This is a genomic window from Herbaspirillum sp. ST 5-3, from assembly GCF_004804275.1.
Lineage (GTDB): Bacteria > Pseudomonadota > Gammaproteobacteria > Burkholderiales > Burkholderiaceae_D > Noviherbaspirillum.
This window is the reverse complement of sequence record NZ_STGI01000002.1, coordinates 183267-200956: the sequence shown is the minus strand read 5'-3', so window position 1 is coordinate 200956 and position 17690 is coordinate 183267. Positions and strand designations below refer to the sequence as shown.

25 protein-coding genes are annotated in these 17690 nt (G+C 59.8%); 3 read left to right on the top strand and 22 right to left on the bottom strand.

Features of this window, described 5'->3' with window-relative positions:
- Nucleotides 1-11: 11 nt before the first annotated feature.
- Nucleotides 12-185, top strand: a complete 174-nt coding sequence (locus E6W33_RS26930) for a hypothetical protein (protein ID WP_168798526.1) — start codon at nt 12-14, stop codon at nt 183-185.
- 32 nt (nt 186-217) lie between these two features.
- Here the strand turns inward: E6W33_RS26930 and E6W33_RS04530 are convergent, their stop codons facing one another.
- From E6W33_RS04530 to E6W33_RS04460, 16 genes are all read right to left on the bottom strand, one after another.
- Nucleotides 218-877 carry a transglycosylase SLT domain-containing protein gene (locus E6W33_RS04530; RefSeq protein ID WP_168798525.1) on the bottom strand — a complete coding sequence of 220 codons (660 nt, stop codon included), beginning with the start codon at nt 875-877 and terminating at the stop codon, nt 218-220.
- On the bottom strand, nt 847-1158 hold the full coding sequence (locus tag E6W33_RS26925; protein ID WP_168798524.1) for a hypothetical protein: 312 nt from the start codon (nt 1156-1158) through the stop codon (nt 847-849). The genes E6W33_RS04530 and E6W33_RS26925 overlap by 31 nt, the downstream gene beginning before the upstream one ends.
- 159 nt (nt 1159-1317) lie before the next feature.
- A complete protein-coding gene (locus E6W33_RS04525) occupies nt 1318-1746 on the bottom strand; it encodes a hypothetical protein (protein ID WP_136414796.1) in 429 nt (142 codons plus the stop codon).
- A gap of 20 nt (nt 1747-1766) precedes the next feature.
- The gene (locus tag E6W33_RS04520; protein WP_136414794.1) at nt 1767-2195 is read right to left on the bottom strand and encodes a regulatory protein GemA; all 429 of its coding nucleotides are present in this window, start codon (nt 2193-2195) and stop codon (nt 1767-1769) included.
- A 5-nt stretch (nt 2196-2200) separates the two neighbouring features.
- On the bottom strand, nt 2201-2677 hold the full coding sequence (locus E6W33_RS04515) for a hypothetical protein (protein WP_136414791.1): 477 nt from the start codon (nt 2675-2677) through the stop codon (nt 2201-2203).
- A 36-nt stretch (nt 2678-2713) separates the two neighbouring features.
- Nucleotides 2714-2980, bottom strand: coding sequence for a hypothetical protein (locus tag E6W33_RS04510; RefSeq protein WP_136414789.1), 267 nt, complete (start codon nt 2978-2980; stop codon nt 2714-2716).
- A gap of 5 nt (nt 2981-2985) precedes the next feature.
- A complete protein-coding gene (locus E6W33_RS04505) occupies nt 2986-3372 on the bottom strand; it encodes a hypothetical protein (RefSeq protein ID WP_136414786.1) in 387 nt (128 codons plus the stop codon).
- Between the two features lie 11 nt (nt 3373-3383).
- On the bottom strand, nt 3384-3638 hold the full coding sequence (locus E6W33_RS04500; protein ID WP_136414784.1) for a hypothetical protein: 255 nt from the start codon (nt 3636-3638) through the stop codon (nt 3384-3386).
- A complete protein-coding gene (locus E6W33_RS04495; RefSeq protein ID WP_136414782.1) occupies nt 3635-4264 on the bottom strand; it encodes a DUF3164 family protein in 630 nt (209 codons plus the stop codon). Before E6W33_RS04495 ends, E6W33_RS04500 begins: the two co-directional genes overlap by 4 nt.
- A gap of 21 nt (nt 4265-4285) precedes the next feature.
- Nucleotides 4286-4945, bottom strand: coding sequence for a hypothetical protein (locus E6W33_RS04490; RefSeq protein WP_136414780.1), 660 nt, complete (start codon nt 4943-4945; stop codon nt 4286-4288).
- A 29-nt stretch (nt 4946-4974) separates the two neighbouring features.
- Nucleotides 4975-5229: a hypothetical protein gene (locus E6W33_RS04485; protein ID WP_136414777.1), complete on the bottom strand. Its 255-nt coding sequence runs from the start codon at nt 5227-5229 to the stop codon at nt 4975-4977.
- Nucleotides 5230-5273: 44 nt separating this feature from the next.
- Nucleotides 5274-5552, bottom strand: coding sequence for a hypothetical protein (locus E6W33_RS04480; RefSeq protein ID WP_136414775.1), 279 nt, complete (start codon nt 5550-5552; stop codon nt 5274-5276).
- The gene (locus E6W33_RS04475; protein ID WP_136414772.1) at nt 5552-6079 is read right to left on the bottom strand and encodes a helix-turn-helix transcriptional regulator; all 528 of its coding nucleotides are present in this window, start codon (nt 6077-6079) and stop codon (nt 5552-5554) included. The genes E6W33_RS04480 and E6W33_RS04475 overlap by 1 nt, the downstream gene beginning before the upstream one ends.
- Entirely contained in the window at nt 6063-6680 is a 618-nt protein-coding gene (locus E6W33_RS04470) for a hypothetical protein (RefSeq protein ID WP_136414770.1), read from the bottom strand. The genes E6W33_RS04475 and E6W33_RS04470 overlap by 17 nt, the downstream gene beginning before the upstream one ends.
- Entirely contained in the window at nt 6677-7411 is a 735-nt protein-coding gene (locus E6W33_RS04465; protein ID WP_136414768.1) for an ATP-binding protein, read from the bottom strand. The genes E6W33_RS04470 and E6W33_RS04465 overlap by 4 nt, the downstream gene beginning before the upstream one ends.
- 64 nt (nt 7412-7475) lie before the next feature.
- Nucleotides 7476-9782: a Mu transposase C-terminal domain-containing protein gene (locus E6W33_RS04460; protein WP_136414766.1), complete on the bottom strand. Its 2307-nt coding sequence runs from the start codon at nt 9780-9782 to the stop codon at nt 7476-7478.
- 149 nt (nt 9783-9931) lie between these two features.
- On the opposite strand from E6W33_RS04460, the gene E6W33_RS04455 reads away from it, so the two are divergent.
- A complete protein-coding gene (locus E6W33_RS04455; RefSeq protein ID WP_136414764.1) occupies nt 9932-10312 on the top strand; it encodes a hypothetical protein in 381 nt (126 codons plus the stop codon).
- A 64-nt stretch (nt 10313-10376) separates the two neighbouring features.
- Here E6W33_RS04455 and E6W33_RS04450 read toward each other — a convergent pair whose 3' ends face one another.
- Together E6W33_RS04450 and E6W33_RS04445 are read right to left on the bottom strand one after the other, a co-directional pair.
- Nucleotides 10377-10862 carry a hypothetical protein gene (locus E6W33_RS04450; RefSeq protein ID WP_247869519.1) on the bottom strand — a complete coding sequence of 162 codons (486 nt, stop codon included), beginning with the start codon at nt 10860-10862 and terminating at the stop codon, nt 10377-10379.
- 55 nt (nt 10863-10917) lie between these two features.
- Nucleotides 10918-11235: a helix-turn-helix domain-containing protein gene (locus tag E6W33_RS04445; protein WP_136414762.1), complete on the bottom strand. Its 318-nt coding sequence runs from the start codon at nt 11233-11235 to the stop codon at nt 10918-10920.
- Between the two features lie 243 nt (nt 11236-11478).
- Here E6W33_RS04445 and E6W33_RS04440 point away from each other — a divergent pair, with 243 nt between their 5' ends.
- The gene (locus E6W33_RS04440; protein ID WP_168798523.1) at nt 11479-11862 is read left to right on the top strand and encodes a DNA-binding protein; all 384 of its coding nucleotides are present in this window, start codon (nt 11479-11481) and stop codon (nt 11860-11862) included.
- A 470-nt stretch (nt 11863-12332) separates the two neighbouring features.
- Here E6W33_RS04440 and E6W33_RS04435 read toward each other — a convergent pair whose 3' ends face one another.
- From E6W33_RS04435 to E6W33_RS04420, 4 genes are all read right to left on the bottom strand, one after another.
- The gene (locus E6W33_RS04435) at nt 12333-13352 is read right to left on the bottom strand and encodes a porin (protein WP_136414757.1); all 1020 of its coding nucleotides are present in this window, start codon (nt 13350-13352) and stop codon (nt 12333-12335) included.
- A 359-nt stretch (nt 13353-13711) separates the two neighbouring features.
- Nucleotides 13712-14905 (bottom strand): M20 aminoacylase family protein, encoded by a 1194-nt coding sequence (locus E6W33_RS04430; RefSeq protein WP_136414755.1) that lies wholly within the window; start codon nt 14903-14905, stop codon nt 13712-13714.
- A 222-nt stretch (nt 14906-15127) separates the two neighbouring features.
- Complete coding sequence (locus tag E6W33_RS04425) at nt 15128-16552, bottom strand: MmgE/PrpD family protein (protein ID WP_136414753.1); 1425 nt, start codon at nt 16550-16552, stop codon at nt 15128-15130.
- Between the two features lie 235 nt (nt 16553-16787).
- On the bottom strand, nt 16788-17678 hold the full coding sequence (locus E6W33_RS04420) for a LysR substrate-binding domain-containing protein (RefSeq protein WP_136414751.1): 891 nt from the start codon (nt 17676-17678) through the stop codon (nt 16788-16790).
- Nucleotides 17679-17690 lie beyond the last annotated feature (12 nt).

The following is a 17690-nucleotide window of genomic DNA, read 5'->3' as shown; positions in this document are numbered from 1 at the left end:
TTCTGAAAAAATTGATCATTCCTGGCTTGTGCCTTCTCGGTGCGCACGCCGGCGGCCACGCCCTTGCGATTCTTGATGCGCAGGATTTCCGCATCGTTTTCGCGTTCGGTTTGCTGGTCGGCGATATCGGCGTTGTGCTGGACGTGGGTACCAAAAACAAACGCACCGCCGCCGAGCGCGATTGACCACAGCAAGAAGCCGATAGCCAGGTACGGATTCACCGCGCGTCCTCCAGGCACAGCGTCACGCCCCAGTCTTCATAGAGGCGCTGGTGCTTGAACAGGATCAGGTGCGAATAGCGGCGAGAGTAGATGAAGTTCTTTTCGCTCTGGCCGGCGTTGATGTTCTCTGTGGCGTTAAACCACTTGCCAGGCGTGGGCGATTGACGCTGCGCGCGCTGCACGTAGCCGAGGCCGGCGTTATAACCCTTGAAGGCCGCGCCCCAGCGCTCGCAGTCGTCGGTGCCCTTGACGTGGTCGTACAGCCAGTCGTCGTAGCGCACCAGGGCACGAATCGCCCAGGTCGGGTTGTACGGGTCCGGCGCGCCCAGCTCCGGATACATCCTGGAGACATGCTCGCTGGTGGCGTCCATGAACTGGGCAAGGCCGCGCCCGTTGTCCCAGGCGGTCACGTCGGCGTCGCACGACGACTCCTGACGCATCTGGCCAGCGAGGGCGGGAATCGGCGCACCCAAGCCCATCACGGCTTGCGCCTCGCGCATCAGCGTCCGTCGATACTGACTGCACAGGTCGCCGGCGAATGCAGAGAGACAGCCTGCGATCAGCAGCACCACCGCAATGGCAATGCCGATCGTCCAGGCCGCGAGAAGGCGCAGGAAGTTTCCCATTACACCCCCAGTGCCAGGCCGCCAATGCACGCGGCCATGATGATGGCGCGCCGGATCATGATCGGCGGCGGGCTGTTCAGCGTGATACGGTCGCGGTATGCGGCACGGTCCAGACGGTAGCCGACAAAGCCGCCCAGCGTGACCAGGCCGAGCTTCCAGACCAGCGTTTGATAAGGGCCACGGATGCCAAGCAGGAGCATGAGACCGGCCGATCCCAGCAGGAGCGCCGCGACCAGCAGCCATTCGATCATGCGCAGCTTGTCGCGGGTGTTTTCTGTTTCGTTTTCGATCTCGTTGTCGGTCTCATGCATCGCCGTGGTCCTGTCCTGGTTCGTGATTGAACGGACGGTGACATGCCGGGTTGCCGTACGTCACCGTTAGCCCGGACTGTACGCGCGCATGCGAGGGATGATTAGTGGTGACACGTGTCAGCACTACCGTGCTGACGGGAGGAGGAAATTCGGGAAGGGTTACAACAGGGGAATCTGGCGCGGGTCGATCGGCTTGATGGCCGTCGACCGCTTGAGAATGCGCCAGATGGTACGCTCATGCAGGTACGGTGTAAATCGTCTGGTGATTTTTGTCACACTGGCGCGAGCGGACAGACCTTCCTGCATGGTCAGCCGGTCGAACTCGGCATGGATGTCGGCATTGCGCACCGCTTTTAACGCGCGATGGCACAGCGGCACGGTGAACGGCGCATTTCCGTAGAACTTCAACAGCTTGAACGCCGCGTCCTGTCCGACGATATCGGTCATTTTCTGCAGGCTGTTCTCGCTGCCGTACAGGGTGATCGTGCAACCGCCGAACTTGTCGACCAGACATAGCGTCGCCGGCAGGCCGATCAAGGCGATCAGCTTTTGCGCGCTCGTCGGCAGATGGGACAGGTCGGTGTGCATGGCGGTCCTCCCAGGGCAGGTTACCGGGCTTCGTGGCGTTTCTTGTCGTACTGCAGCGCCGCGACCAGCTTGACCAGCTGCTCGGGCGTGCAGAACGACAGGCTGTCGACCTTGCAGATCCGCTGCACCATGCCCTCTTCGACATAGCGGCGATCGCGCCCCTGCGACAGCAGCAGCGCATCGATCTTGGCCAGCAGCTTCGCGCGGTCGGGCGCCACATTCATGGAACCCTTGGCGGCACGTTTGGCACGCGCGGTGGACACGAATCCCAGGCGAGCGAAGCGATCGAGCAGGCGGCCCCGGCCGGCCGCATCGAGCCTGGTCGACGAGTCGACGCCGCCGACCTCGCGCAACAGGCCACGATAGACGTCGTCGTCCATGTTGAGCTGGCGCTTGGCGATCTGGATCAGCCGGATTTCCTTGTTGCGATTGGTATCTTTGGTAGCCATGTCTTTCACCCCAGAGCGGAAACCAACTCGCACGACGTGGCGCGAGCCTGATCTGGCAATGCAATGACTTCCTCGCCGACCGACAGTAATTGGATGTCGTGGTTGTTTTTTTTCAGGTGGCGGCGCAACGCCGTAACGCTGGTCCAGTGGCTGTAATAGGCGGTGATCTTCTCATTGATCCGCTCGACTTCCTTCTTGGGCGCGCGTTTCCCACCATAGATCTTGAGAAAGCCGGCGCGCTGCTTTGTGCCCCATAGGAAACGCTCTACCGGGCGCAAAAAACGCCGCCGCTCTTCACAGTCTTCAATAAGCCATTTCCCTTTGAACTGGCCATTAACGTAGACGACGATGCCGCATTGAAGCGCAGCAACCGGACTGACTTCGAGTGTCAACTCATACCCGTCGCATTTCATCTTGACGTAGCCATAGATCCGCGACAGCTCGGCCTCGACTTTCGTCCACTGTTCTTTTGTTATCTGCATGGTGACTCCATTACGTTCACAGCCTTTTCCCTTGGATTAATCCCCGACCCAGCCTTCCGCGATCATTTCTTTGTATGGCCGAAACGATATCTCTGGCTCCTTCGTAAAAACTAAGAGAACGTCTGGCTCTTCGATTAACCACATAACCTGATCGACGATGAGAATTTCCCCATTTGGCGTTACCTGCAATCCGGTTCCTTGCGTCGGCACAAAAGGAAGATCTATTTCGATCTTCAGTTCTTCGCAGTCGTAACCGGAATTTCGTCTACGCGGCTCCGAGAAATGATGCACTCTAGCTTTCATGTGGTTTATCCCCGTTGTCGTTGATTTTCACTAGCCTGGCAGCGTATAGCGTCGCCGTATCGCGTCGTTTCGTGCTTGCCAAATCCGCAAGACCGGACTAGCCCGATCTTGCAGAGCCGCGCCATCATTTCCTTGGGTACGTCATGCCCGTCAGCGTCCGAGTCTTCGCAGCATTCGCAGAAACGATTGAATGCATCAAGTTCTGTCTCGCTGATGTAAATCTGCGGCTTCGTCGGAAGCGGTTGTCCTTGGCTCTCCAACACAACGTTTGCCAGCCATGCAGGGTCAACTGCACGCACGCTGTCGTAACACGTAGCAGTAAGGTTTCCGTGCAATTGTCCAAGGACGAACTCACGTACGCCATTAACGAATCTCGGCAGGTCGATTTCCATGATGGCCTCCTCTATCTCTTTCGTTCAAGCACGCGCTCATGTACCCACATGCTGGTCACGATCCCGAACGGACCGCCGAGCATGTAGGCGGCGACCTCAAGCAGGTCACCCTGCGGCACGGCGCGCAGGATGACCAGGTTGCTGCCGCTGATCAGGAACGACGTTAAAAACGCGATTCCGTACTGGCCTTTATTAACGCTCAGCGTGTTGACGCCGAGCGCAAAGACCAGGACGAAAGTCGTGCTGAAAAGGACGATCGCATTCATACGGCAGCGATATCCAGGCTGATCGCCACGTACTGATCCGTGTCACCAATGCGCTCGTAGAAGCGGACATACTGCTTGCTGCCGACCACCTGCACGGACTCGCCGATCGCCTTCATCGCGCGCTGCCAGCGATCGTCCTCGATTTCGAGACGACGCAGCGCCAGCACGCGGCCGGTGTTCAGGTTGCCTTCCTTGTCCGTCTGGAACGCCTCCTGCACCAGCACCTTGATCTCGGGCCGGCTGTCCTTGCTCCATTCGTCGATGCACTTGTCGATCAGGGACTTGGCCGCCTGCAGGCGCTCGTCGAACACGATGTTGTCGGCGGTAGCCACCTGGACCTTGTAGCGGCCATCAAAGCTGTACAGCGTGACGTTGCCTTTCTTGCCGCCCAGCTTCGTGTCGTACTGTTCGGCCGACAGCTGGACGAACGCGCCGACGTCGCCGAACACCTTGACCTTGAAGTCGCCGATCTCCTTACTCAGTTTCTGCGCGCTGGCGATCAGCGCCTGCACCAGAGTGTCACGCTCGGCGTCGATCGGCTTGATCATCGATTCCGGAATGAGACGGCCTTGCGCATCCTTGCGGTAGCCGGTCGGAATGGTTTCAATTTGTTGAACTGCGCTCATTGTGATTACTCCCTATTAACGTTAAAGAAGAGGCGAGCCGATGCGCGTCGCGCTGAGAGCCTGGTGCCCCTCGGCTGCTTGAATCATGTCGGTGATCTTGTCCAGGTACTCGAACAGTTCACGCGTGTGTTGCTGGCTCAGGCGGATTGACTTCTCGCCGGCGGAAATCATCAGCTCGCCGGTGTTGAACAGCCCTGCGACCAGCTTTTCTTCCTGCTGTGCGGGCGGCTCCGATGCAACCGGTGACGTCTCGACCTTCGCCATGGCGCGCGGTTTGCGCGCTACCGGTTCCTTCGGCCTGGCCGTGAGCGGGTTTGCTGGGAAGATCCCACCGCGTGCCCCGAACAGGTTTGCTGCCCCCAGGGCCTCAGCCGACGCATTGACGCTGGGCTTCGTGACGGATCTCACCATCTGCGTATCCGGCATGGTGCGACCACCGGCGTCGGTGAAACGGCCATCCAGGACTTGGCCGCAGAGTGCGTAGTGCATCAAGCCGGTTTCATCCTTTACGCGGCGGATAACGCCGTGGTCGATCGCCGCCGACAAGGTGGCGGGCAGGTCGCACTTGGCCATTCCGATCGCCGAGGCCAGTTGAGCCGTGGTCATCGGACCATCATTCAGTGCTTGCGTCGCCGCCTCGACCTTGCTACCGGCGCGCGGGGTGTAGTTTTCAGAGTTCATGTCAATGCCTCCCATTGAAATGCCGTTGATTAATGAAGGTCACCGGGTGCCGTCACGATGACGTTGTTCTCGATCACCTTGTCGATCGCCTCCAGAGCGCTCGTCGCGTCGCCGTGCATGCGCGCAATCACGATCTGCGCCAGCGTTCCTGAAATGTCTTGCAGCACCGCTTTGACGGCTTTCAGCTCCTTCATCGTGTACTCCAAGCCCTCTTCATAATCGCTATAGGCCGGCTTCTTGCCTGCTTCCAGTGATGCCTTGACGCGTTGGTCCCAAGTAGTCATGTTTTTCTCCCTATGCACGTTAAATTGGCCGTCGATGAACGTACTCACGACGGATTGGTTTCCAGCCAGATCACTTTGCAGCCGTCTACGTCGATGCAGACCAGGCGGCCTTCCTCCGTATTGCGCATGGAATGGCCGCCCGGTTGGCGGCGCATGCGCAGCGTGTCGGACGGCTCCACCGCGATCGTCAGACACGGATCGAGCGACGCCTGCGTTACCTTGCAGCCGAGCTGGCGCAGCTTGCGCATTACACGGTTTTGCAGTCCGAGACGGAGAACGGTTTCGGTGTTGAATACACGGTGTTGCTGAGTATCGATCTGCATCACACGACCTCCTCTTCCACCTGCGGCCCACCAACCACCGGCAAAGGCAACGTCACCTTGTCGATCACGCCGGCTTGCTGGCAGTAGATTTCGTTATTAACGGCGCCGACCTTGCCGATCTTCCTAGCAGGCTTCGGCGTTTCTGGCGTAGCCACCGCAGCGGCAGGAACGCGCTTGCTGCAGCCCTGGCACGCGCGCCAGTGGCGCATGTCGCGCGGACTGTTGGTCGGCGGTGTGGTGCGGTATGCATATTCACGGCACTGCAGACCCGTGATGCGATACTCCGTGCCGCGATCCTGGCTCAGGAACGGGCATGCGATCAGACCGATGGTGTTCATCACCTTCTCCGCGACCCTGACGGTGCTGGACTTACCAGTGCCATACGGCCCGATGCCGTTGAGGATCTGCGAGATGGCCGGCCGAGAGACTCCTATGCGACGGGCAGTGTCGGCGATGCTGCCCGTGGCCTGGACATCGGCTCGCAGGATCGCCATCCATTCCGGTTCCTGTTTAACGGACGATGTCATACGGCTTCTCCTCGTTCTGGTCGAAAACCTTGCCGGCGCCAACCTGAGGGATCGGCGGCAAGGGGCCGGTATCACGCACCAGCAGGAATCGTTTCGCGCCATTCGATGTCGGCGACTGCGGCGCGTCTCTGCGCATCTGGGCCAGGTAGCCGGCACGTGTGAGCAGCGCGAAATACTTGTGCAGGTTGTTTTGCGCCCGCTTGACCTCGGCATAGTTAATGCCGGCATCCAGCAGCACGCCGATCAGTTCCGGCACGCTGGCCTTGCGGCGGATGCGTAGCGCGCGCCAGGCACGGTCGCGCAGGGTGTCGGTGCGCGGCCGGGTCTTGCCTGTCGGCCCCTTCGGTCCGCTGGTGAGCCTGGCGCCTTCTTCCAAGGCTGCCCGGCCGAGCGCAGTCAGCGTGTAGCAGCCAGGCTTGACGGTGTCATCGGCATAGGTTTCACGCTTCATATAGCCATGCGCCACCAGCTTGGCGCATGCGTCGGCAACCTGCTTACCGGACAGGCTGGTGTGCTTGACGATGGCATCGTGTTTCACGCAGCCGCGCGGGCAATAGAGCGCCTTGACGGCATTCATGACGGTTTGGGAGGTCCAGATCATCGCGTCGCTCCCGCGCGCGGCCGGCGCGCCTGCCACTCGATGCACAGCTCCAGCCCCTTGAAGGCATCCGCCGCCGCCCGCACCAGGCTGTTGGCCTTGGCCACGCGCTCGATGGTCGCAATGCCGTTCATCACCAGGCGCATCTTTCCTTCGCTCTGACGGTGCAGCTCGCGTACAAGGTCGGCGTCGATGTCGACTTCTGCCAACTGCTTGCACGCCAACTGCACATCCTGTTCGGTCAGGGCTTGGAAGTGCACCACCTGGGCGATACGGCTGGAAATCTGCGGATAGCGGGCAATGCGCGTTTCCATGGTTTCCATGCCGACCAGCACCACCAGCGTTTCCGTCAGATCGCTGATGTCGCGCACACATTCCAAGATGCTGGCGCTCGAACGCACGGTGAATTCGGCCTCGTCGATGATGATAGGCGTCTGGCGCGCGCCGACCGCGCCGATGATGCGCGCCTGCATGTCGTGGTTCGTGGTGTTGGTCTGGATGCGCAGCGTGTCCGCCATCTCGACCAGCAGGCCGCGCTTGGTCCAGGTTTCCTTGGCGCGCAGGTAGACGGCGTTGGTGTCGACCGCAAAGCGGTCCACCGTCTCGCTCTTGCCGAGGCCGGCCGGGCCGGTCACCAGCATCAGCGACGCCTCGCGCGCGCCACGCAGCTCGACCGCCTTGACGGCCTGCAGGAAGCGCGCGTAATTGCTGTTTTGGACAAATCCCTTTTTCACTTATACTCTCCCAAGTTGTGGTTGCTACTGCGACTTCATCAATCGGCTGTCTGGCGTGCCCGCGTCAGACAGCCACCTTCAAAACATTCCCGTCGAACCCGCTCCAGGCCAGGCCCAGCGCCTCAAACCGCTCGCGCAGCCCTTCATAGATATCGCCGGAAACAAACTGCGTTAAAAACTGCCGGTCGCCGTCGGTCCATGCATCACGGTGCTGCATCAGCCACTCGTAGCGGTCGGACTCCAGCATGAAGATCGGGCGCCCGTTGGAGGCCGGTATGATCGGCTCAGCCGGCACAACCTCCTCAATGGCGGTCAGCGCGCCCATCAACTCCAGAGTTGGACTGGGGTTGTCCTCCAGCGCCTTGATGTACTTCTCACCTCTCTGCGCGGCGAGCACGACGTCTTCCCGCTTGCGATCGATCCGCTGTAGCTGGCCCTCGATGCGCTTGCGTTCGTTCCGGTCGAGGTACGACTCGGGGAAGTAGGCGCGCTTGTTGGCTTCGAAGCCGGCTTCGCAAATGAAGCGCCCCTGCTGGTCGTACACCCACACCATGTCGCCGTTGTGGATGTCATAGGCCACGCGCACCACGTCGCCGTGGTATTCGGTCAGCTCATGTGCGAAATACAGGTTGTTGAACAGGCGGATTTCACCACGCAGAACCTTCGCTTCACGCTGGGGACGGAACAGTTCGCGTGCCTCTTCCTGCGTGACGACAGCCAACTGCGCGCCGTCTTTAACGCCCTGTGCCCACGCCTCGTTCGGCGACATATGCCGCTTCTTGCCAAGTGCCGGGTCAAACATCATCGGCAGGCTGCGATGCGGCCGGTTGTTGTACGCATCGACCTTGCTTTCGCAGAAGGCAACGAAAGCGTTAAACGGCATCAGGTACTTGCTGCGACCGGCCAGCGCGATATCACGGCGGGTCAGCTTGTGGATCTTCTGCTTGGCCTGCGCATCCATCGGTGCGCCAATATAGGTCGGCAATTCCTTGGCCGCCCGCACCCACATCGTCTGATGGGCGCGCTCGATGACGCCGCGCGCCTGCGAGTTGTAGGCAATGCTGTGCGTCATGGTGAAGCGGAGCCGACTTTCCATGCCAACGCCAGGCGCGCTCATCAATGCATTCTTGTAACCGGAACCGTTGTCCACATAGAACGTGGTCGGAATGCCGCCGACCTCGCATGCATGGCGCAGCGCGTCCAGTACCGCCAGCCCGCTTTCTGCCAGGTCCACGCTCCAGCCGACCGCGCGCCGCGTGCCGACATCGATCACGGTGGTGATCTCGGGACGGAACGGCTTGCCGTGCGCCGGATGCGCCACTTCGGCATCGAAGGAATGGCCGTCCGCCGTGTACACCTCGCCCGGCCACAGCATGCCGCTGTCGCGCCGCACGAACGGCTTGATGTTCTTGATTTCCCGCGCGCCCATGCGTCCGGCATGCCGCTCGACGTTGCCCATCTTGTCCAGGAAGCGGCGCGCGCGGTGGTACAGCTTGTCCTGGTCGATGCCATGCTTGCCGGCGATCTGCTCCACCGCCCAGGCCAGTGAGACGTTTTGCGGCACCTGAAAGTACGCAAGCAGGTCGGGGGCCCAGGCGGGAATCCGAACCGCCGTCTGTTGATCTTTTGGGGCCAGCGCATTGACTGCGCGGACGTCGCCCGGCCGGTAGGCGTTAAACCAGCGGTAGAGTGTGCGCCGGGTCAGCGTGCGCTTGCCGTCCGTGCCGGACCGCGCATTGGCTACGGGAACCAGGCGCGCCAGGTGCTCGGGCAGCGTGCCGTCCTGCGCCATGATGACGACCTTGGTGATCGCCTTCTCACGGCCGACGACCTGGGCGATGCGCTCGACCTCGCGCAGGAGGGCCGCGCGCGCCTCGGCGATCTGCCTCTGGCGGTCAGTCAGCGCAGCGGCAGGTACCCGCGCCTGACCGATTGAAGTCTTGACAGGCTCAGCGGCCCCGTGAACCCTTCCCGGCGATGCAGGCGTGATGCCGTGTTGAACAGACTGCGCCGGTTGAGAATTGCCAGGTAAAGAGGAGACATGCCATCCACTTTGGCGGCCATCTTCTGTCCCCGTACCGATTTCGGCGTGCGAGAGCGCCCTTTTTCCGTTCTCACCATGTATCCCTTGCGCAGCATGTGCGCGCGGGTTTTGGCAATGAGCACCTTCGATAACAGCTTCACTCTCATGCATCCCTCCTGTAAGTAGGCGTTTAACGACAAATTCTTTGATGGCCACCATGACAGGTGCCGGTGGAGCGTATTCGCGGCGCTTTCCGCCGATGCCCGTAACTTCAGTGCTTGGCCACGCTTCGCGTTCGGCCTTGGCCAGCACCTTGCCTTTACTGGTCGGCAGCATCGGCAGCCGCATGGCAGCCAGTTCTGCCGCGCTGTAGTAGGTTTTAACGGTTACCTGGCTCATGCCAAGCCTCCGGATTGGGTGAGGGCGTGCCCCGCTTCGGTAAAATGACCTGGCAGGCTCTCAAACTGCATGTCATTCACTTTCACAGGACACTCCTCATGGACAAAGACGCGTTCGAAGAAATCAACTGCGATAAAGCTGCAGGGGCGTTGTATGAACTGTTGATGAAGAAGGCATGGATCAATAGCGGTGGAGTTATGACGCCTGCTGATGCAGATTCCGAAATGGATTCCGCACTGTTCTTGATCAGCCTCGCAACGAATCCTGAGATTGATGGATGGGGACATGCCACCCCACCGGTAAGACGAGTCGTCAACTCGCTGATGCTTGATTTCTTGGCAAAGCTTATGCATCCGAACGGTCCGTTTGTTGAGAAAACATGGCGGGTTCCTTCGAATCTCCCGTCTTGGAGACAAGCGCTGTTTGTAATCGCGCACGAAATTCAACGAAGTCATCCCCATCTTGTAAGGCCGCACTGAGCACTGCTCTCAGTGTGCGCAGGTCATTCGCGTTCTGTCTTGAATGCTGGAACATGCCTGCCCTTCAATGTGAGTCGTTAAAAAGACCAAGTTCAGGCTCTGCGGCCTTGATGACATTGCTGCGCTGGTACGCCAGCTGGGTGAGCGTGGTGGTCAGGGCGCTGACAGTCTCGTCCAGCGCCTCGCCGTTCTGGTAAAAGCGGGCAAGCAGTGCGATGGCCTGCCCGAAGCTGCACTGGACCTCGGCCAGGTCGGTCACGTCGGCCTTTTTGCCGAGCGGGATGCTGATGACCACCTTGTCGCCGTGCGCCAGGCACAGGTATTCGCTGATGAAGGATGCGCCGCAGAAGTGCTCGAACTGACGGATCTTGTTGAGCGGCATGGACGTGTCGGACAGCCAGCGGTAGAGCGTCTTGGGCTCGACACCCATCAGGTCGGCCAGCACCTTGATCGGGCGCCGGTGCTCGGTGGCAAACTCCACACACAGCTCCATTGCCTCGGACAGGCTTGCCGGCCTGACTGACTTCCATCGCCTATTTCGCATTGTCATTTCTGTGTCTCCGGGAATCGCCGTGGTAGCGCACTGATTCGGTCGTGACTAAGATTCAAGCCATGGCAGCCGCGTGTTCGGACTGATGGCGGGGCGAAGAGTGGGAGGGCGGCGTTAAAACCGGCGTAAAATCACGCTTTGCGTAACGGTTCGGCCAGATAGCGCGGGGATCGAGACCGAGGGCGGCGGCGATGATGCGCTCCGCTTTCGGATAGGGACGATCCAGGGCCGACTTCAGCGTGCCATCGCTCAAGCCGCTTTGCCTGGACAGCTCGCGCAGGGACCAGCCTTTCTTGTGAAGGGCCGCGACAACGTCCGCCCGATGCCAATCAACAGCTTGGGCGGCTTTTTTTTGAGATTTATCTACGCTCATGGATAACTCCGTTTTGGTGACTTCAGAAGGGAATACTAAGCATTCCCAAGTGTTCCGTCAAGAGAATTCCGCACGGAACACTTTGAATCTTTCACTCCCGAGAAATGGCGTGAATTAAGTGATTGATTCCATTGTTATTTACGCGAGTGTTCCTATTGCTGGAAATATTGACCAAATGGGAATGCTTAAAAGGGGATGAGTGTGCCGCACAAAAATCGATACTCGGCGTCCGAAATTGCAGCGATGCAGTTACCTGGCCTGCCGACTTCAAAAGGGAAGATCATTGCCAGGGCGGCTAGTGAGGGGTGGCCTTTCGAGGAACAGAAAGGTGTAGGTGGCACGCGTCGTCTCTACGAAATCCCCGAAAAATACCTGCCGAAAGAGCAGTCGGACGAAGGCACGCGCCAGAGTGCGGCGCCAGTCGTGGGCACGATCGTCGCGGGCACGGCCAAGGTGGATACCGAGCTGATGCAGCTCGTGGTGCGTACGCTCAAGGAATGGTCCCGCGAACGTGGGATCGAGATTCCAGCGGACAGGGAAGGTGCAATTATCGCGGTCCTGTACAACTACATATCGAAAGGCGCGGACCAGGACGAGATCGACCAGTTACTGAAAGCGCTGGGATAGGCGTCTGATTAACGCCTACCATGTTTGTGGGATGCGCTATTTTCCTTGCGGAAATACGCTGGTCGATTTTTGACCATCGTTATGAAGAAGCAAGATGTTGCGCTGAATCTCAAACGCCTGTTGGATCAGGTGGCTACTCATCCCATCGGAAACACCTTGATTCGCCTCGGCTCGTTGGCATGTTGGATGAGGTGCAAAGCCAGGAACGATGATACCTATCGCCGGCCCCAGGCTATTCCTGCCCAATCTAAGCGCGCTTCAGTGCCAAAATCGGAGCAAAAAAGGCGAGGAATCGCCTATTTTTTTGCACTTCGCGCAAAACGGGCCTTGATGGCAAAACACCCTGGAAACCCGCGCCGTTACTGGGCCTCACTGGTTCTCGTCAGCCTCTGGCCCGGTGTCAAAACGAACACCCCCTCACAACATCAAGGCCGCGGGAACCCGGCTGGGTGCCGGATATGGGCGACTGCTTAAAACACGTGTGCAATGCCCACCGAGATGCCGCGCTGGTGATCATGTCCGGCGGGCTGACGGAACGCCGGGTTGTTGTACGTGCCACCGTATCTGCTGAAGTCGACGTCGGCGTAGAAATTGGTCCGCTTGGACAGTGCGTACGTCCCGTTGAGGATCAGCAAATTCTTGTGCCCATCGACGCCGGCGGCGTCGGTGGAGTTCCGGTACAGGGCCGCACCGAGCATGATTGCCGGGGCCACCTTGTAAGTGCCGCCAATCCAGACGTCCTTGATCGTCAATGCGCTCGCTGTCAAGAAGCCTGGATCACGGTCGTCCTTGGCGTAGCCGACGGCGATGCGCAGCGGCCCGGATGTATAGGCACCGCCGGCCGACCAGTTCTTCTGGTCTGCGGTATCGGCGGCGTTCTTGCGGGTCATGTAGCTGGCGCCGAAGTTGAAGGCCCCGGCAACATAGTCGGCGCCGAGCGCCATCGTCGAGCCCGCTCTGGTTCTGCCCGCCACTTCTCCCAACGCGTATTCGGCGCGGATGGTCGCGGGGCCGAATTTGCGGGTGTACTGGATGTCGTTGTTGAGACGGACGACGCCGCCTTGCGGCACTGCCAGACTGATCCCTGTCCAGAAGCTGTTGAAGAAGGGTTCGAAGCCGGCATTGGTGATGAAGGTGACCGAATACTGGCGGCCCAGATCCAGCGTGCCCCAATCACCGCCGATGCCGACCATCGCGGTACGTGCGAACAGATCACCCACCAGCGCGCCGGTGCCGTTGTTGAAACCGCTTTCCAGCTTGAAGTGCGCATTCAGTCCGCCGCCGAGGTCTTCCACTCCCTTGAATCCGAGGCGGTTGGTTCGGTATGTTCCGGATGAATTCATCGTCAAGGTGCTGTCGCCGGCAGCGTTCGTGTTCGTCAGGCTGCGCAGCCCGGCATCGATGGACCCGTAGACCGTCACGCTGCTTTGCGCATTGGCTGCACCGGCGAATGCGCCGAGCATGGCCAGCGCTAGAATTGTTTTTTTCAAGTTTTCGTCTCCCTGAAGTTGTACATAAAATGAAATCGCTCCGCCGGACCTTTACACCCGGAGAGAGCGGCGCGCACCGAAACTATCGGGGCAGGCACAATTGCAGGCAAACGAATAAATTTCCTTTGGCCATGCCGTGAAGGAATAGCCTGTGTTCAAGCCCCGCTCGAACGACGCCTGCAAGAACTCGGCTTTCTTCAGAAAGGATGATGGCGCGAGTGGCGCGCCTGTTCGGCGTCGGCCTGGAATTGATGAAGGTGTTAAACGTCGCGCTAGCAGTGCGCGACTTGCCCGTCATGGCGATTCAAACAGGGTGGGCGCCGGCGCCAGCGCGATGCTTGAGCGCCGGGCCGTTGGCCTCAGGCCTGAGCAAGAAATCTCTCCGCCAGCCTGACCCAATAAGTGGCGCCGATCGGCAGCAGAGCATCATTGAAGTCGTAGCTCGGATTGTGCAGCTCGCAGGGGCCTACGCCATGGCCGGACTCTCTGCTATCACCGTTTCCATTGCCGATATAAACGTAACACCCGGGCTTTTCCTGAAGCATGAATGCGAAATCCTCGGAGCCCATCGTCGGCTCATCCCTGACGTCGACCCTTTCCTCGCCGACGATCGAGCGCATGACCTCGATCGCCAGTTCGGTCTCCTGCACATGGTTGATGAGCGACGGATACTTCCGCACGAAGCTGAATTCCGCCGTTGCGCCAAACGCGGCGGCCGTATGCTCGGCAATCACGCGCATCCGATGTTCGATCAGGTCCAGCACACCCGGATGGAAAGTGCGTACGGTACCCCGCAGGTTCGCTTCATCGGGAATCACATTGAACGCGCTTCCCGCATTGATCTGGGTAATCGACATGACCGCGGGCTGAAGCGGATCCTTGTTGCGCGTGATGACCGTCTGCCAGGCGTGCGCAATCTGCACCGCCACCGTAATCGGGTCAATCGCCTTGTGCGATTGTGCGGCGTGCGCGCCTTTGCCCTGAATGCGCAGTTGGAATTGATTCGACGACGCCATCATCGGGCCGTGCTTCACACCGAAGGTTCCGACCGGAGCGCCGGGAAGATTGTGCATGCCGAAGACGGCCTCCATCGGACATTGCTGAAAGAGTCCATCATCCATCATGCGCTTTGCGCCGCCGCCGCCTTCCTCCGCGGGCTGAAAAATCAGATAAACCGTGCCGTCGAAGTTTCGATGCCGCGCAAGATATTGCGCCGCGCCAAGCAGCATGGCGGTGTGCCCGTCGTGCCCGCAGGCATGCATCTTTCCCTGATGAACCGATGCATGCGCAAATGCGTTGGCCTCCTGCATCGGCAATGCATCCATGTCCGCGCGCAGGCCGACCGCGCGCGACGATTGTCCGTTCCTGATGACGCCGACGACGCCGGTCCCGGCCATGCCGGTAATCACCGGAATATCCCATTCAGTCAGCTTCTCGACGACGACCCTCGACGTTCGCTCCTCTTCGTAACACAGCTCGGGATGGGCATGTATGTCACGACGTATGCGTTGAAGCTCGGCCAGATTTTGTACGATCGGATCAAGTAATAACATAGGCAGGTATGCAGTCGAGGTTGTCAGAAAAATGATCGGCCGGCACTGGCTGTCTCGGTGGCGGGATACGCTGGCCGCTGGCAATCAGGCGCTCGACAAGGCATGCGTTGAAGAACGCGTGCCACCTCGAGCAATTCACTATCGCCGCCGCCACGCGCATTCGCAATTGATTAAATTTCGACTATTCATTCCTGATTGGAATGGATGCCCAAATAAGCCCGCCTACGAGATCAATGCCATTGCCCGGAAACTCGACGTGATGCCGTCGATCGCTTCCAGATGAAAGAGGTCGAGAAGGTCGCCATATAGTTGCGTCGCGCCTGCCTCATCCAATTGCAGTCTTATGCAGTCAAGAAACTTGGCGCGACGTTCATCCGGCGTGAGCGGATTTTCCTTGCATCCCTTGGGGTGCTCGGCAATCTGCTTCAGGACCTCGCCGCTGCGCAGGTGGACTTCGACAAGACAGTCGCCTTGAAAAATCAGTTTCTTGGCCAGCACCTCGGGCGACGGATCGCGGACATGGGTATGCACCAAGGGCAAAAGCCGTGCGATGGCGGGTTCGGGTTCTGTTACCGCACGCTGGGTGAAGTGCGCCAGCGTCGGCATGCCGTCGACCAGTGTCACGGCCGCGCAGTAGGGCATGCTGAACCGCGCTTCCTTTTCATTGGCCGGAATCCGGTAACGCAAGGTCTCATTCATGATTTTCAACATGTGCACATCGACGCGCACAATGTCGTCCAGCGAAAACGTTTGCCTTGCCCTCAGCGCCCTGATGGCGTCGATGCCGAGATGCGATGATCCGCAGCAGGGGTAAAGCTTGGCGACCGGCGGATACGCATCGATGGCCAGCGGCGCATCGGGAAACAGGACGGCGTGATACGGCACACAGCCCTTGCCGCCGGCGTACAGGTCCTGGAACGACCACTTTCCTTGCAATACATCCGTATTTCCCTCGAAGCCTTTTTGCGCCAGCCGCGCCGCCCAGATACCCCATTCCGCGGCCATCCCGCAATGCAGCGGTTTCGCCTCGGATCCGAACTGGAGGCTGCCACCGCTCGACATGCTGAAGGCCAGGCTCAGCGCATGCACGATCTGGCCGCTATTGAGTTTCAGCAGCGTTGCACAGGCCGCTGCCGCGCCAAAGACACCGATGGTGGAGTTGGTGTTCCACCCCGATTCATAGTGAGTCGGGTTGACCAGATTGCCGATATGCGCGTTGACTTCCTTGCCGACGATAAAGGCGCGCACGATATCCGCCCCGCTGGCGCCGATCTCCTCTCCCAGCGCGAACAACGCCGGTGTCAGGACAGCGCTCGAGTGGATGGCCGCCGGCAGAACGTTGTCGTCAAGCTCGCGGGCATGTGCCGCGCAGCCATTGACCGCCGCGGCATCGCGCGCCGACACCGGGAAGGCGTGCCGGACCGATTTCGACCGCCGCGAACGTCCGGACTGCTCGTCCGGTATGGTATCGCCGATCTTCACGACCGCCGGATCGTTCACCCCGGCGAGAATGCAGCCTGCGGTGTCGGCAATGGCGAGTTCGGCGAGCCGGATGGCGGATTCCGGAAATTGATGATGCAGCGCGTAATCCGCGCAGAAGTCGGCCAGCAGCCTGGTGAGATTAATCGGTGGTGTCTCGCGCTTCATGATGGATGATGAATGATGGATGGTGAGGTTGTTCGGGTGTATGCCGCTTTGGAATGACGTACCGAAATTTTGTCGATTGCAAGACGGTGCCGGGTGCGCAACACTCCGCTGGAAGCGTTGTGCGACAAATCATCAATGTCTCCACGGGTAAAAACTCCCGCGTTGGCCCAGGCACCTGTGCTTGGGCCTTTTTTCTGACCCGGCAAGGAACGCATTCGTGGAAACCGATGTCGCGTCATTCCGATGCCGCACATAGTTGCAGCAACCAGTCCGAAAACCGCTTCAACGCGGTCGACGGATACTGATCCTTCCGGTACGTGAGGTAATACCCGTATTCCGTTTTCAATGGCTCCTCGAACAACGCAGTGAGCGTGCCATCCGCCATCTCCTGTTCGATCAGGCATCTCGGCATCAGTCCGATTCCCATCCCTGCGGACAGCGCCGAGATCATCACTGAGAACTGCTCGTATCGCTGCGCGTTTCTTCCTTCGTGGGCGGATACTCGCCTGGCGGCAAACCAGCGGTGCCACATTTGCGGAAAACGCACATGCTCCAGCAATCGATAGTTCAGGAGCTGCTCTGCCGTCCTGGTCCCTATCGCGCTCGCCACGGCGGGACTGCACACGGCGAACAGCTCGCGTCCCATCAGGTAGTGACTGTGCATGCCCTCCCATACGCCGCGGCCGGCGCGAATCTCGGCAGAGAAGATCGCGGATGCGGAAGCCGTCGTTTGCTTAGGAGCGAACTGAACCGTAATGTCGGGATGCAGGCGCGTGAACTCCGCGACGCGCTGAATCAGCCATTTCTGTCCGAACGTCGCCGGCAGCCCTAGATGGATCGTCGCGTCGTCATTCATCTGCATGCGCGCCTTGACTGTCGCGTCGGCCAGAATGGTGAGCGCGGGCTTCACCGCCTGCCAGTACTCCGCACCGGGGTCGGTCAGCGCGACGCCCTGGTGCAGGCGCGTAAACAGTTTCACGCCCAGGTAGTCTTCCAGTGACTGCAATTGCTTGCTGACGGCGCTCTGGGTTAGAAAAAGCTCGTCGGCGGCACGCGAGCACGAAGCATGCCGCGCCACCGCGTCAAACACCCGGATAGCCGTCAAGGAGTGGGGCAAAAGCTGCATTGCTGTTCCCTC

Excerpts from the sequence above, each read along its gene's own strand:
- E6W33_RS04460 (WP_136414766.1), bottom strand. The coding sequence starts at position 9,782 with ATGCGGCTGCCGATGCTGCCGACCAGTAAAGGCAAGGTGCTGGCCAAG.
- E6W33_RS04450 (WP_247869519.1), bottom strand. The coding sequence starts at position 10,862 with ATGACAATGCGAAATAGGCGATGGAAGTCAGTCAGGCCGGCAAGCCTG.
- E6W33_RS04475 (WP_136414772.1), bottom strand. The coding sequence starts at position 6,079 with ATGACATCGTCCGTTAAACAGGAACCGGAATGGATGGCGATCCTGCGA.
- E6W33_RS04500 (WP_136414784.1), bottom strand. The coding sequence starts at position 3,638 with ATGAATGCGATCGTCCTTTTCAGCACGACTTTCGTCCTGGTCTTTGCG.
- E6W33_RS04515 (WP_136414791.1), bottom strand. The coding sequence starts at position 2,677 with ATGCAGATAACAAAAGAACAGTGGACGAAAGTCGAGGCCGAGCTGTCG.
- E6W33_RS04420 (WP_136414751.1), bottom strand. The coding sequence starts at position 17,678 with ATGCAGCTTTTGCCCCACTCCTTGACGGCTATCCGGGTGTTTGACGCG.
- E6W33_RS04490 (WP_136414780.1), bottom strand. The coding sequence starts at position 4,945 with ATGAACTCTGAAAACTACACCCCGCGCGCCGGTAGCAAGGTCGAGGCG.
- E6W33_RS04455 (WP_136414764.1), top strand. The coding sequence starts at position 9,932 with ATGGACAAAGACGCGTTCGAAGAAATCAACTGCGATAAAGCTGCAGGG.
- E6W33_RS04510 (WP_136414789.1), bottom strand. The coding sequence starts at position 2,980 with ATGAAAGCTAGAGTGCATCATTTCTCGGAGCCGCGTAGACGAAATTCC.
- E6W33_RS04445 (WP_136414762.1), bottom strand. The coding sequence starts at position 11,235 with ATGAGCGTAGATAAATCTCAAAAAAAAGCCGCCCAAGCTGTTGATTGG.
- E6W33_RS04430 (WP_136414755.1), bottom strand. The coding sequence starts at position 14,905 with ATGTTATTACTTGATCCGATCGTACAAAATCTGGCCGAGCTTCAACGC.
- E6W33_RS04440 (WP_168798523.1), top strand. The coding sequence starts at position 11,479 with ATGCAGTTACCTGGCCTGCCGACTTCAAAAGGGAAGATCATTGCCAGG.
- E6W33_RS04485 (WP_136414777.1), bottom strand. The coding sequence starts at position 5,229 with ATGACTACTTGGGACCAACGCGTCAAGGCATCACTGGAAGCAGGCAAG.
- E6W33_RS04470 (WP_136414770.1), bottom strand. The coding sequence starts at position 6,680 with ATGATCTGGACCTCCCAAACCGTCATGAATGCCGTCAAGGCGCTCTAT.
- E6W33_RS04425 (WP_136414753.1), bottom strand. The coding sequence starts at position 16,552 with ATGAAGCGCGAGACACCACCGATTAATCTCACCAGGCTGCTGGCCGAC.
- E6W33_RS04525 (WP_136414796.1), bottom strand. The coding sequence starts at position 1,746 with ATGCACACCGACCTGTCCCATCTGCCGACGAGCGCGCAAAAGCTGATC.
- E6W33_RS04520 (WP_136414794.1), bottom strand. The coding sequence starts at position 2,195 with ATGGCTACCAAAGATACCAATCGCAACAAGGAAATCCGGCTGATCCAG.
- E6W33_RS04505 (WP_136414786.1), bottom strand. The coding sequence starts at position 3,372 with ATGGAAATCGACCTGCCGAGATTCGTTAATGGCGTACGTGAGTTCGTC.
- E6W33_RS04495 (WP_136414782.1), bottom strand. The coding sequence starts at position 4,264 with ATGAGCGCAGTTCAACAAATTGAAACCATTCCGACCGGCTACCGCAAG.
- E6W33_RS04480 (WP_136414775.1), bottom strand. The coding sequence starts at position 5,552 with ATGCAGATCGATACTCAGCAACACCGTGTATTCAACACCGAAACCGTT.
- E6W33_RS26925 (WP_168798524.1), bottom strand. The coding sequence starts at position 1,158 with ATGCATGAGACCGACAACGAGATCGAAAACGAAACAGAAAACACCCGC.